Here is a 12,850-nt window from a genome sequence, read left to right as displayed (position 1 = left end):
AGCGACCGGCGGGGGTGCACGAGCCGACCAGGCGCTGCGGCAGCCTGACTGCCGCCGGGCGTGCGACGCTCACGTCCAGATCGCGTTTGCGGCCGCGGGCGCGCCGGAGCAGCGCGTTCGCCGCGAGGTGGCCACGGTGGACGTCGCCGCCACGCTGGCCCAGTGGCTGCGCGCGCGTCACCGGTCCGGGCTGGTCGGCAAACCCTTGCTCGAGGTTCTGTCGCGATGATGGAGCAAAACGGGACCTCGTTGACGAGAGATCCGGAGCCATCCATCGCCAATGTGCCTGTGGGCGTGCTGGCGACGATCGGGAACACGCCCACGATCCAGCTCGAGCGGATCGGCAAAGGCCTGCGCCCGAAGCTCTACGCCAAGCTCGAGTTTCTGAACCCCGGCGGCAGCGTGAAGGACCGCCCGGCCCTCGCGATGTTGACCCACGCGCTGGCCGAGGGCCGCATCGAGCCAGGCGGGCTGATCATCGAGTCTTCCTCTGGAAACATGGGGATCGGGCTGGCGCAGGCCGCCAGGTACCTCGGGCTTCGCTTCATCTGCGTGATCGACATCAAGACCACGATCAGCAACATCAGGATCCTCGAGGCGCTCGGCGCCGAGGTCGAGCTGATCCAGGAGCCGCACCCCGAGACGGGCGAGTTCCTTGACGCCCGGAAAGCCAGGGTCGCGCAGCTCCTCGCCCAGAACCCGGGCGCGTTCTGGCCCAATCAGTACGAAAATCAGGTCAACGTCGATTCGCATTGCAGCAGCACCGCGCCAGAGCTTGTCGTGTCGCTCGGGCGCCCGCCCGATTACGTGCTGGTCGCGACGAGCACGTGCGGGACCCTGGGCGGGTTTCAAAAATTCTTCACGAGCATCGGCGCGCACACGCAGATCATCGCGGTGGACGCCGAAGGCAGCGCGCTGTTCGGTCCGCCGGCGCCCGGACGCGTGATCCCGGGGCTCGGCTCGGCGAGCAAGGCTCGGCTCGCGAGCGTTGATTCGCTGCTCATCGACTATGTCAGCACGCAAGACTGCGTGACCGGCGCGCACCTCCTGGCCCGGCGCGAGGCGGTCCTGGTCGGGGGCTCTTCGGGTGGGGTCATGGTGTCGGCGCTGCGCCTCGCTCGTCGCCTGCGCGCAGGCGCCAGCGTGGCCATGATCCTCCCCGACCGAGGGGAGCGCTATCTCGATACGATATTCAACAGACAGTGGCTCGCGGTTCACTGTGCTGATCTGGAGGAGCGCATGGAGGAGTTCGGTGAGTGATCGTGGCATCCTGGTCCTCGGCGCGCACGAGGTCGCCAGCGCGCTCGACGGCCGAGAGACGGAGGTCATCGAGGCCGTCAGCCGCGCGTACGTCAACCACCGTCGGGGCCGCTGCAGCGTGCCGCACTCGGTGTTCCTGCGGTTCGCTGAGGACGACCCCAATCGGGCCATCGGGCTGCCCGCGTACCTCGCCGACGAGGAGCCGATCGCCGGGCTCAAGTGGATCACGTCGTTCCCCGGCAACACCGCGCGTGGGCTCGATCGCGCCTCGGCGGTCCTGGTGCTGAACTCGACAAGCACGGGCCGACCGATCGCGGTCATGGAGGCATCGATCATCAGCGCTCGTCGTACGGCAGCCAGCGCCGCGCTCGCGGCCCGGACCCTGCATGCGAAGGGTGAGACCCGCGTGGGCTTGATCGGCTGCGGGCTGATCAACTTCGAGGTGCTCCGCTTCGTCCGTATCTGCTTCCCGATGCTCGAGCACGTCGCGCTCTTCGACATCGATCCTGCCGCGGCTCAGCGCTTTGCTCGTCGGTCGAGTCGAGAGCTGCCGGGCCTCACCTGCCGCACCTCGGCGTCGGCCGAGCAGGTCTTCGCGGACGCGCCGCTCGTATCCGTGGCCACGGTTGCCGGGGCTCCGCACATCGCGTCGCTCGCAGGGCTGTCGGCCCGCAGTACTGTTCTTCACCTGTCGTTGCGGGATTTCGCCCCGGCGGCCATACGGGCGGTCGACAACGTCGTCGACGACACCGATCACGTGCTGCGGGCTCGGACCTCGCTGCACTTGACCGAGCTCGAGGATGGCAACCGAGCGTTCGTCCGCTGCCCGCTCGCCGACGTGTTGACCGGCGATGCCCCGGCCCGCGTCGAGGGCCGTCCCACAGTGTTCAGCCCCTTCGGGCTCGGGATCCTCGATATCGCGGTCGCGCGGCTCGTGCTCGAGCATGCCCGATCCGTCGGCGAGGGGATCGAGATCCACGGCTTTTTGCCTGAATCCTGGGTTGAGCGGGCTACTGGCGCTTGACCTCTCGACGGCATCCGTATGCCCCCAGTACGAGAAGGACTCCAGGATAGGGAGGCGAAGATCGTCGCGCCGTGTCCGCTCCGGCGGTCGTGTCCGCGTCGGCCGACCGGAGCACGAAGAGTACGATCGCCCTCAGGGGCAGCTCGACGCGGTGTAGAGCCCGTCCGCGTCGAAGCCTCCATAGGTGAGGTCGGTATGGGACCCGTACACCCTGCACGAGACCCCGCGCTCGTCGATGCTCAGGATCTCGATCGTGCCCCCGTCGAACACGCCGCTGACGAGGTCATCCGGCGTGCAGGTCGTGCTCCATGAGCGGGTGAAGGACGCAGCGATGGCTGGATCCGTGAGATCCAGGATCCCGGGCTTCTGGTAGGCCGGCGGGAGGCGCAACGTCACGCGCGAGGTGCCGGTGCACGCGACGGACGACCAGGGATCCGCGCAGCTCTCGGCCGCGCTCCCGAGGAACAGGTAGAGCGCGTCGGGATCCGGGGACGGCCCGTCCGGAGGCGCGGCCAGCGCGGCGCCAGGGATCGCGCGCCCCGGTGAGGGCGGGAGCTGCGGCGGCGGATCGCCGCAAAACGTGGCCGTGTAGTCGCCGCCGAAATCCACATCGGGCTCGTACGGCACGCCGTTCAACTCGACCTGCCACGCCGGCAGCCCCCAATAGAGCTTCACCGAGACGGAGCTCGCGTCGCTGCTCACGATCTCGAGCGTCTTCTCCCACACCCCTCCGATGACGCTCGACCCGGGGCCGACGGAGGCGTGGCCGAAGCGCGAGGGCTCCCAGACGACTCCGTACGACGTGATGCGAGAGTCCCTGAGATCGATGAGCCCGGGCCGGTTGAGCTCCGGCGGGATGAAGAACGCAATCTGCCAGAAAGCGTAAGGGGCCGGAGGGTCGGCCAGCCCGTCCGGCGTCCGTCCGATCAGCGGCAGGCTGCACTCCTGCGCGGCATCACTGATGAAGAGCGCGAGCGAGTCGGGGTGCGGCGGGCGCCGCCACTGCATCCCGTTCCCCAGCACCTGAAGGTTGTACGGATCTGACAACAGATCACCGTACCGCACGGCGACGGCGCTGCGCGAGGGCGGCTTCTCTACCGGCTCCTCCTCCAGCGGCTCCTCCTCCACCGGGCCGAGCACGATCGGGGCGCACCCGGCGTTCACGATCACCACCGCTGCCGCGAGGGCCGTCATCCAATGTTCCATTCGATCACCTCCAAGGCGAGCTCACCCACGTGAAGACCTCAGCGGTGCCGGCCACGGCTCATCAGAACCAACCGAAATCGACGCCGGCCGAGGCGAGCACGATCGGCCGTCCCCAGGTCGCGGCCTCGCTGGCGGCGAGCTGGATCGAGACCCCTTGAACGATCACGCCGACCAGGACGTCGGCGCGGACGCGGAGCGTGGGCGTGGGCGCGAAGGCGAGGCCGGCGCGCGCGAACGGGGCCGCCGTCGCCGCGGAGACGGAGCGCGCGACGAAGCCTGCGCTCGCCGCTCCGTCGCTCTGGAGCGACACGGCCATCGCGCCGAGATCCACCGAAGGCGCCCACCGCGCCGTGCGGGGGGTCGGGACGAAGCGCAGGCCCACCCCGGCGAGCAGCGCCGCAAGGTCGGCGCCGCCCTGCGCGCCTTCGACACGCGGCCTCGCCAGCGGGATCGCCGCGAACCCGCTGACGCCGACATGCGCGCTGGGCAGCCAGGCGACGCCGACATCGAGGCTGGCCGCGGCGCCGAAGCCGCCGGGGCTGAACAGCATGCCGGGAGCGAGCGAGAAGCGGAGCGCGGGCGGCGGCTCCTCCACGAGCGCGCTGGGCTCGGGGATGGCCAGCTTCGCGCGGATCTCGGCCGTCGCCGGGACCTCACCCGGAGGCGGCTCCGGCAAGGCGACCTCGAGGAGGCTCGCGCGCAGGAGATCGACCGTGCGCATCGCGAGCGCGGCGTCGCCGCCCTGCGCGCCCTCGGCGCCGGCCATCGCCCGAACGACGGTCTTGCCCGTGACGCGGTCGGCGATCCACACCTCCACGCCGCGCGCCGAGGGGACCGCGCGGATCGCGGCGACGGCGCCGGCCGCGCGCGCCGCCTCCTCCAGCGACGCGCGCGACGCCGCCTCGGTCGCGGGATCGATCAGCACGGCCCGGAAGCCCAGCGCCTCGAGCTCCGCCTGCACGCGGAGGCCGACGCGATCGCCGGGTGCGCAGAGCACCGCGACGGTGGCGGCCGCCTCCGCTGACGCCTCGTCGTCCGCGCGCACGGGCGGCGTAGCAGAGGCGATCGCGACGAGCGCCGAGCAGGTGAGGGCGAGCGCCGAAGAGCGGCGCGTCGCCGAAGAGCGGCGCGTCGCCGAAGAGCGGCGCGTCGCCGAAGAGCGGCGCGTCGCCGAAGAGCGGCGCGTCGCCGAAGAGCGGCGCGTCATGGCGTCGCGCGCCCTCCACGAGCGAGCACCCTCCGCGCATAGGCCGCGTGCGGGCCGCTCGGGTGGGCCGCGAGGTAACGCTCCGCCGCTCGGCGCGCTCCGGCCTCGTCCCCCATCTCGTGCGCGGCTTCGATGAGGCGCCCCGCCGCCTCCGTGGCGTTCTCGCCGCCCGGCCGCTCGCTCAGGTACCGCGTGAACCAGCCCGCGGCGCCCGCGTGGTCCTTGCTCTGATCTTGCGCGATCCTCCCGAGCAGGAACGCCGCGGTCGCCGCCTCCGGCGAGCCGGGGAATCGCGCCCGGAGGGACGTGAAGGCCTGCCCCGCGCGCGCCGGGTTGCCGCCGAGCCGGGCCACGTCGCCGAGGACGCGCAGATCATGAGCGCTCGCGGCCGCGCAGATCGCGTCGAACCCTTCGAGCTCGGCCGCCGCGAGGGCGTCTTTGTATTTCGCTTCGAGCGCGAGGGCGCGCCAGTCAGGCGCCGCCGGCCGCGCCGGGGCGGCCGTTACGTCGGCGCTCGCGCGAACGCGCGGTGAAGGTGGCGCGGCCTCCCCGGCGCGCGTCGGCGGGCCCGGCGAGGCCACGTCCGGCGTCGCCACGACCGGCGCCGCCTCGTCCGGCACCGCCACTTCCGGCGGCGCGCTCGGCGCAGGCGCGCTGGGAACCGCGGCCGTGGGCGCGGGCGCCGGGGCTTCGTCGAGCGCGCCTACCTCGAGCGTGCCCTTCGCGGGTGAGATCGTGAGCCGCTCGCCCGCGCGGACCGCGCGCGCGTCGCCGACGATCGGCCCCGAGACGGTGATCGCCCCTTCACGCAGCGCGACGACGAGCTGCTCCGTCGTCGGATCCCAGCGGGTCTCGAAGCGCGTGCCGATCACGTGGACCTGAAACGGACCGACGCGCACGCTCCAGCGCGTGTGATCGCTGTGGACGATGGAGAGGTCGAGCGCGCCCCGCTCGAGCGCGATCTCGGCGCCGTCCGCGTCCACGGCGGCGACGCGGGCGCGCCCTCCCGGCGCGAGCAGGAGCCAGGATCCATCGGAGAAACGAACCGGGAGCTCGGCCGTGGACGACGCCGCGAGCCATGCGCCGACGGCGCCGGGCTCGCCCGCGCCGAGCGTGAACTGGAGCGGCCGAGGCCGCATCACGACGCCCGCGACGATCGCGACGACGAGCAGCGCCGCCGCGGATATCGCGCTGAGCCGGACCGCGAGCGGCCTCGTCGGGGGGCGGGCGCGGAGCTCGGCCGCGCCGAGCCGCGCGCGCCCTCGCGCATGATCGAGCCGCGCCTCCGGCGCCTGATCTTGCAGCGCCGCGACGCGCCGACCCAGGTCGATCAGCGATCGCTCGGATTTGCCCATCGGGTACCTCCCTCGATCCACGGCTCGAGCGCGGGATGTTTGCGCGCCTCCGCCTCGAAGCGCGCGACGGCGCGGGCGAGGCGCCGCTTGACGGTCGCCAGCGAGGTCGCGCAAGCCGCGGCGACCTCGGTGAGCTCCATGTCGTCGATGAAGCGGAGCGCGAAGGCGATGCGCTCCTCGGCGGGGAGCGCCTCCAGCGCGGCGTAGGTGGCCCGCATCGCGTCGAGCACCTCGCCGGACGGCCCGCTGGACGCGACCTCGGGCAGCTCGTCGCCGGGCAGGAACCAGAGCCACCTCTGGCGCCGACGTCGGGTGATCGACGACTTCGCGACGTGGACCGCGATCATGGTGAGCCAGCCTTTGAGGCTCCCGGGATCCTCGAGCTTCTCGATCGAGCGAAGCGCGCGGACGAAGACGTCGTGGTGGAGGTCGGCGAGGTCACGATCGAAGCCCAGGATCCGGTAGAGAACACGGTGGACGTGATCCGCGTGCCGTTCGTAGAGGGCGTCGCGTGCCCTGGGATCCCCGCGCAGGAAGGCCTGGACGAGCTCGGCGTCATCGCCGACGAATGCGCCGCCGCGAGGCGCGGGCGGCGATTGGATGAGCTTGAGGCGAGCGCGCACGGAGGGGTCCTGCGCGTGAAGACTCCGGAGGGCCGGGCCCACGGCTCACGGGGAGCGACGAATTTTCGAACCCAGCAGGCCCGTGAGCAGCCGCGCGTGCTCGCCCATGCCGCTGGCCGCATCGAGCAGCGTCGGCGCGCTACCGCCGAGCGGCGGCCAGGCGGCCGAGGGCCGCGTACCGCCGGCGCAGCTTCTCCAGGCATGACGCCATCCACGAGGGCAGGTTCGCCTCGAGGATGTCCTCCATGCTGTAGACGCGCCGCCGCTCGCCCCGCCACTCGATCCACTCCTCGCGCGGCTCCGGATGAGGCTCCGGCGCCTTGCCCTCCAGGGCGCGCAGGAGGATCCGGGCCTCTCGGGACGAGGATTCCTTGAGGATCTCCAGGGCATCCTCGGTCCCCAGGAGCGCGAGGCCGGCCGCGGCTTCCTGGCGGGCCAAAGGGATCTCCGAGCTCAGGACTTCGGCGAGGCGCTCCAGCCCTCGGTCGGGATCGAGCAGCGCCAGCATGTATGCGCTCTCGCCGGCTGCATCGTCGGCCGTCGTCGCGAGGAGCGTTATCAGACGGCTGCGCACGCCGCTGGACAGGGCGACCTCGACGGCGCTCCGGAGGGCCAGCCGGCAGGCCGTGACGCGCACGTGAGGCTCGGGGGTGACCTCGCCGGTCGCGCGTTCGGCGACGTCGAGCAGAGGTTCGACGAAGCGAGGATCGCTCCAGTCCTCGATGATGTAGAGCGCGATACTCGTGACGCCGTCCATGGGAGAGCGATCGAGCTGCGCGAGGACCGCTTCCTCTGCGTGCTCTCGACCCAGCCGGGCGAGGGCTCGCAGATCCGCCGCGTTGCCGAGCTCGTAGGGGCCGGAGAGCCGTGAGATGCGCTCGGAGACCTGCGCCTGCGCGGCAGCCTGGATGCTCGCCGGCACCGCCAGCGACGCCAGCTCATCGGATGCCCGGACGAAGTCTCCGAGGAGGACCGCCAGCCACGCGCGCCGGAGCGGCGACTCGGACCGCGCGAGCTCTTCGAGGAGCGGCGCGAGGGCACCCGCGAGCGTCTGGCCGGAAGCGGTGAGCACGACGCGGTGCTTGCCCGTGATGAGCTTCAGCTCCTTGAGCGTGCGAAGGTCAGCCATCCAAAAGGCCGCCGTACCTCCGGCGCCCTTCAACGGAGCCTCGATCCCCTCCGGCTCCGGGAGCGAATCGAGGTACCTCCGGTAGAACCAGGGGTCGATCGCGTCCGCGCCGTTCTCGTCGAAGTCGACGTCGATCGCGGTGCCGTCGTCGTACGTCAGGCAACAGCCGATCCCATGGAAGAAGTAGCTCCAGCCCTCCAGACCGGGGACCGGCCCCGCTTGCGGTCGGTCCCTCGGAGCTCCGAGCGCGCCGTCGGTCGCGAGCCTCGCGAGGTCTCCATTCAGGCGCTGCTCCACGATCCGACCGACCCAGCGCTGGCGCGGGACGTGGCGATGGAGGGCGACGAGGAGCCACCTCGCCCACGGGTCCCCGGGAAGCTCGACGCCGAGATCGAGCGCAGCCCGAGCGACGCGCTCCGCGCTCTCCGGCTGCGTCTGCGCGGCCTGCGCGAGCCTCTGGCCGAGGGTATTCAGGTGGAGCATGGTGCGCGCAATCCTATCGAGATCCGCTGGATGGCGCACCGGCGATGGCCTCCCAGGGCATGCTTCTGGCGACATGAGCTCCCCCCGACACAAGCCAGGTGGTGCTCGAGGGGACCGGGCCGTGCGAGCCGTGCTCGAAGATGGATGAGGCGCTCGGCGAGGGCGGGTTCCAGGCCATGCGCGGGCACGGCGGGATCACGGCGCGCGTGCTGCGCGGGGGGCGAGCGCGGGTGGGGGACGCGGTGCGGGTGGTCGCGGAGGACGAGGGCGCCTGACCTGCACCCAGCCCACGCGGCGATCCGCCGCTGGCGGGCCGCAGCTCATGCCGATTCGGTGGCGACGTAGACGCTGCGCCAGAAACGCTCGAGGGCCCCCGAGAACAGAAAGTCGGCCGATTGTGTCATCACGATCCCGATCAGCTCGCGGCTAGGATCATTGATCCAGGACGTCCCGAACCCGCCGTCCCAGCCATAGCGCCCGGGCACCTCCGAGACCGCGTCCGGCGCCGTGACCACGGCCAGCCCATAACCCCAGCCGTGCGTCTCGAAGAAGCCGGGGAAGAACGAGGACGCCGCCTTCTGGGCCGGCGTGAGGTGATCGGCCGTCATCTCGCGCACCGAGGCGGCGCTCAAGAGCCGCCGGCCCTCGTGCACACCGCCGTTCATGAGCATGCGCGCGAACAGGAGGTAGTCGTCCACCGTCGACACGAGCCCGGCGGCGCCCGAAGGGAACGCCGGCGGGCTGGCATAGGCGCTCTCGGTCCCGTCGCGATCCATGCGCGTCTTCTCCCCCGTCTGCTCGTCGGTGAAGTAACCGCAGCCCGCGAACCGAGCGAGCTTGTCCGCCGGGACGTGAAAGTCGGTGTCCCGCATCCCGAGCGGCGCGAGGATGCGCTCGCGCACGAACGCATCGAAGCCCTGGTCGGCCACGCGCCCCACGAGCACCCCCTGCACCAGGCTCCCCGTGTTGTACATCCACTGCGCGCCCGGCTGATGCATGAGCGGCAGCGTCCCGAGCCGCCGGATCCACTCGTCTGGCCCGTGCGGCGTCATCGGCACCGGCTGCGCGTTGACGAGCCCGAGCTCGTCGATGGCCCGCTGGATCGGTAGCGATGTGTCGAACAGGATTCCAAAGCCCATCGTGAACGTCATCAGGTCGCGCACCGTGATCGGCCGCTCCGCGGGCACCGTCTCGTCGATCGGACCATCGATGCGCGCCAGCACCTTCCGGTTCGCGAGCTCCGGCAACCATCGGTCGACGGGGGAGTCGAGGTCGAGCTTGCCTTCCTCGACGAGCATCATCACCGCCGTCGCGGTGACCGCCTTCGTCATCGAGGCGATCCGGAAGATCGTGTCCCGCCGCATGGGCGCGCTGCCGCCGATCTCGGTCACGCCCACCGCGTCCACGTGCACGTCGTCGCCGCGCGCAACCAGCCAGACCGCTCCCGGCATCTGCCCGGCCGCCACCTCCGCCGCCATCACCTCGCGCGCGGGCGCCAGCGCGCCGGCCCCCGCGTCCTGCCCTGGCTGCCCGTCCTCCTCGGCCCCGCCCAGCGCACACCCCGGCGCCGCGACGCTGATCAAAGCTCCCATAAACTCTCGCCTTCTCATGACCGTCGATGCCTCTCCGAGCGGGGGCGCCTGCCCCTGCCGAGAGCACTGACTGCCCGCGCCCGAGAAACTCATCGGTGCCCCGTCACGATCGCCGCCGGGCGGCGCTCCGCCCGGTCGTCCGCTCGGACGCCGCCCGGGGCGGGCCAAGGTCGCTCGCCCGCGCTCAGCACGCCGCTTGCCCTGTCCGGCCTGCACCCGCACCGAGGAGCCACCCACCCCGATGCACGGCCTCACCGAGCGGCAGGTTCTGCTCTCGCTCGTCACCCTCGCGCTCATCCTCCTGACCGCGCGCGCCTTCGGCGAGCTCGCGCGGCGGCTGCGTCAGCCCGAGGTGCTCGGGGAGCTCTTCGGCGGCGTCGTGCTGGGCCCCTCCGTCGTCGGCGCGCTCGCGCCCGGGTTCCATCGCGCCCTCTTCCAGGAGCCGGCGGTCGGGGTCGTCCTCTCGGGCATCTCCTGGATAGGCGCGCTCCTCCTGCTGCTGATGGCGGGCATCGAGGTCGACGTGGGCATCCTGCGCAAGGAGGCGCGCCCCGGGGCGCTCGCGGCGCTCGGCGCGATCGCGCCCCCGCTCGCCGCGGGCGCTGCCTTCGCGGCGCTCGTGCTCGATCGGCCCCTCCCGAGCGGCCTCTTCCTCGGGATCGTGCTCTCGGTGACCGCGGTCAGCGTGATCGCGAAGGTGCTGATCGAGCGCGGGTCGATGCGGCGCAGCTATGCGCAGGTGACGCTCGCGGCGGGGGTGGTCAGCGAGGTCGCCGCCTGGGTGCTCGTCGCGATGACGTCGTCGAGCTACGGCGCGTCGCCCGCGCTGGCGGTCGCCCGGAGCGCGCTCCTGGCGAGCGGATTCTTGCTGTTCATGGTGCTCGTCGGGCGGCCGCTCACCCACGTCGCGATGCGCTGGGTGGCCGACGCGACGCGCGTCTCCAAAGGACAGGTGTCGCTCGTCCTGGTCCTCACGTTCTTGGCCGCGGCGCTGACGCAGCGCCTCGGCCTGCACCCGCTGCTCGGCGCGTTCGCGCTCGGCGTGCTGCTCAACAGCGCTCCTCGCACCAACCGCCCGCTCCTCGACGGCGTGCAGACGCTCGTGGCGGGCCTCTTCGCGCCTGTGTTCTTCGTCCTGGCGGGCATGCGCGTCGACATCTCGCAGCTGCGCACGCCGGCGGCGTGGGGGATGGTCGCGTTGCTGCTGGCGCTCGCGACGGCGGCGAAGGTCGTCCCCGCCGCGCTCGGCGCGCGGCTCGGCGGGCTCAGGAGCAGCGAGGCGGCGCTCGTGGCGGTGGGCCTGAACATGAAGGGCGGCACGGACCTCATCGTCGCGATCGTCGGCGTCGAGCTCGGGCTCCTCTCCAACGAGGCTTATACGATGTACGCCGTCGTCGCGCTGGTCACGGTGACCGTCTCACCCGCGCTCATCCTTTGGCTCGAGAGCAAGGCGCCTCCGACGCAGGAGGAGTCGGCGCGCCTCGAGCGCGAGGAGGCCGCGCGGCGCGCGTACATTCCGGGGGTCGAGCGGATCCTCGTCCCGATCGTGGCGCACGCCCTGCCCGGGTTCGCCACGGACATCGTGGAGAGCATCGTCGCCTCCAAGCGAAAGCTCGGCGAGACGGTCGACATCACGGAGCTCTCCGTGGAGCAGCAGGCGCCCGGCCCATCGCGCGCCGCGGGCGAGGCGAGCCGGGGGCTCGCGAGGCTCGGCGCGCGCCTCCGCGTCGGCGTCTGGCGGCAAAAGCGCGAGCTGCGCGGCTCGATCCAGGCGATCCTGCGCGCCTCGCGGGATCACGATCTGCTCGTGATGGGCGCGCGGCCGCCGGTGCGCGCGCGCGGAATGTCGTTCGGCCGCCTGCAGGACGCGATCGTCCAGCGGGCGGAGTCCAACGTGCTCGTCGTGGTGGGCGACCCTCCGGCGGCGGAGCGCGCCTCCGCGCGGCGGATCCTCGTCCCCATCATCGGCCTCGAGTACTCCCTCGCCGCCGCCGATCTCGCGGCCCACGTGGCGCTGGCGTGGGACGCCGAGCTCGTGCTGCTCAGCAGCGCGCAGACCGAGCTGGGCGCGGTCGTCTGGCGCGATCGCGATCCATCCCGGGTGCGCGCGGTGGCGCGGAGCGTCGTCGACGAGGCCGTCTTCCGGGGGCGCCGGCTCGGCGTGCGCGTCTCGTCGCGCGTGCACGTGGGCGCGCGCCCGAGCGACGAGATCGCGCGGGAGCTCGCGCGCGCTCCGTACGATCTGCTCGTGCTCGGGTGCTACGACCATGGGCCGCTCGGTCGGCTCTACCTCGGGAGCACGGTCGAGTCGGTGGTCGCCCAGAGCCGGGTGCCGGTCGCGTTGCTCGTCGCGCATGGAGGGACTCGAGAGCAGGTGAGGTGAGATCCCCATCCCGCCGCGGCCGAGCACGCGCTCCACCGTGTACTTGGCGAGCAGGACGTCTCCTACGTGTACCGGCGTGTCGAGCTCCGTCACGGCGTCTCGCCCCAGGCTGATGAAGCACAGCGCGACCACCGTCAGGAGGACGCAGCGAGTCATGAGCATCGTAGCTGCTATCGCGGAGCTCCGTCAGCACCGGTCCTCCTTCGTCTGCATTTCGTACCAGTTCGCCTCGCCGGCAGAGCGATAATCCGTCGCACTGGAAAGATGCCGCTTCCCGGCTCATCGCCGCAGCGATCCCCGGCCCTCTGCCGGCGAAAGCTCGCGGCCGTCGCGATCGGCGCGCGAAGCGCTGGCCGCCCGTGCGCGCGCCGGGGAGCAGAGACACAAGCAAACTACCTTCATGATGAACGCCGCGAGCGCGCCCTGACCGCCCCGCGGAGAGGCCGCGCCCGATCGTCTGGTCGGGTACGCGCGCGAGGCCCCGCTCGCGCGAGCGCGCCGCGCTCTCGGCGCGGAAGGTGCCGATGAGCCTCGGCCGGGGGATCTCGACGGTGGACGAGAACATTGCGCCGCTGTTCCGGTCTCGTC

Annotated in this window: 10 protein-coding genes; 4 read left to right on the top strand and 6 right to left on the bottom strand. The window is 72.0% G+C overall.

Translation table 11 applies throughout. The annotated features are described in order from the left end of the window. The first annotated feature begins 162 nt into the window (after positions 1 to 162). Both WME83_RS24965 and sbnB read left to right on the top strand, forming a co-directional pair. On the top strand, positions 163 to 1,260 hold the full coding sequence (locus WME83_RS24965) for a pyridoxal-phosphate dependent enzyme (RefSeq protein WP_437321785.1): 1,098 nt from the start codon (positions 163 to 165) through the stop codon (positions 1,258 to 1,260). Between the two features lie 7 nt (positions 1,261 to 1,267). Then, on the top strand, positions 1,268 to 2,284 hold the full coding sequence (gene sbnB / locus WME83_RS24960) for a 2,3-diaminopropionate biosynthesis protein SbnB (protein WP_437322040.1): 1,017 nt from the start codon (positions 1,268 to 1,270) through the stop codon (positions 2,282 to 2,284). 132 nt (positions 2,285 to 2,416) lie between these two features. On the opposite strand, the gene WME83_RS24955 is transcribed toward sbnB, so the two are convergent. The 5 genes from WME83_RS24955 to WME83_RS24935 all read right to left on the bottom strand — a co-directional run bounded on the left by WME83_RS24955 (position 2,417) and on the right by WME83_RS24935 (position 8,287). Beyond that, positions 2,417 to 3,490: a hypothetical protein gene (locus WME83_RS24955; protein ID WP_437321784.1), complete on the bottom strand. Its 1,074-nt coding sequence runs from the start codon at positions 3,488 to 3,490 to the stop codon at positions 2,417 to 2,419. Between the two features lie 61 nt (positions 3,491 to 3,551). Continuing rightward, positions 3,552 to 4,535 (bottom strand): hypothetical protein, encoded by a 984-nt coding sequence (locus WME83_RS24950; protein WP_437321783.1) that lies wholly within the window; start codon positions 4,533 to 4,535, stop codon positions 3,552 to 3,554. A gap of 158 nt (positions 4,536 to 4,693) precedes the next feature. Next, on the bottom strand, positions 4,694 to 6,052 hold the full coding sequence (locus WME83_RS24945; RefSeq protein ID WP_437321782.1) for a FecR domain-containing protein: 1,359 nt from the start codon (positions 6,050 to 6,052) through the stop codon (positions 4,694 to 4,696). Continuing rightward, positions 6,028 to 6,675, bottom strand: a complete 648-nt coding sequence (locus WME83_RS24940) for an RNA polymerase sigma factor (protein ID WP_437321781.1) — start codon at positions 6,673 to 6,675, stop codon at positions 6,028 to 6,030. The genes WME83_RS24945 and WME83_RS24940 overlap by 25 nt, the downstream gene beginning before the upstream one ends. Before the next feature lie 139 nt (positions 6,676 to 6,814). Further along, complete coding sequence (locus WME83_RS24935; protein WP_437321780.1) at positions 6,815 to 8,287, bottom strand: DUF6896 domain-containing protein; 1,473 nt, start codon at positions 8,285 to 8,287, stop codon at positions 6,815 to 6,817. Between the two features lie 101 nt (positions 8,288 to 8,388). On the opposite strand from WME83_RS24935, the gene WME83_RS24930 reads away from it, so the two are divergent. Then, positions 8,389 to 8,562, top strand: a complete 174-nt coding sequence (locus WME83_RS24930) for an MOSC domain-containing protein (protein ID WP_437321779.1) — start codon at positions 8,389 to 8,391, stop codon at positions 8,560 to 8,562. A gap of 45 nt (positions 8,563 to 8,607) precedes the next feature. On the opposite strand, the gene WME83_RS24925 is transcribed toward WME83_RS24930, so the two are convergent. After that, positions 8,608 to 9,870: a serine hydrolase domain-containing protein gene (locus WME83_RS24925; protein ID WP_437322039.1), complete on the bottom strand. Its 1,263-nt coding sequence runs from the start codon at positions 9,868 to 9,870 to the stop codon at positions 8,608 to 8,610. 250 nt (positions 9,871 to 10,120) lie between these two features. On the opposite strand from WME83_RS24925, the gene WME83_RS24920 reads away from it, so the two are divergent. Then, the gene (locus WME83_RS24920; protein ID WP_437321778.1) at positions 10,121 to 12,262 is read left to right on the top strand and encodes a cation:proton antiporter domain-containing protein; all 2,142 of its coding nucleotides are present in this window, start codon (positions 10,121 to 10,123) and stop codon (positions 12,260 to 12,262) included. Positions 12,263 to 12,850 lie beyond the last annotated feature (588 nt).

The sequence above is a fragment of the Sorangium sp. So ce385 genome, from assembly GCF_051474135.1.
In the GTDB taxonomy this organism is placed as follows: Bacteria; Myxococcota_A; Polyangia; order Polyangiales; family Polyangiaceae; genus Sorangium; species Sorangium cellulosum_D.
Note: the sequence above shows the minus strand (reverse complement) of the source record. Positions and strands in the feature narration are given on the sequence as shown.

Excerpts from the sequence above, each read along its gene's own strand:
- WME83_RS24920 (WP_437321778.1), top strand. The coding sequence starts at position 10,121 with ATGCACGGCCTCACCGAGCGGCAGGTTCTGCTCTCGCTCGTCACCCTC.
- WME83_RS24955 (WP_437321784.1), bottom strand. The coding sequence starts at position 3,490 with ATGGAACATTGGATGACGGCCCTCGCGGCAGCGGTGGTGATCGTGAAC.
- WME83_RS24945 (WP_437321782.1), bottom strand. The coding sequence starts at position 6,052 with ATGGGCAAATCCGAGCGATCGCTGATCGACCTGGGTCGGCGCGTCGCG.
- WME83_RS24935 (WP_437321780.1), bottom strand. The coding sequence starts at position 8,287 with ATGCTCCACCTGAATACCCTCGGCCAGAGGCTCGCGCAGGCCGCGCAG.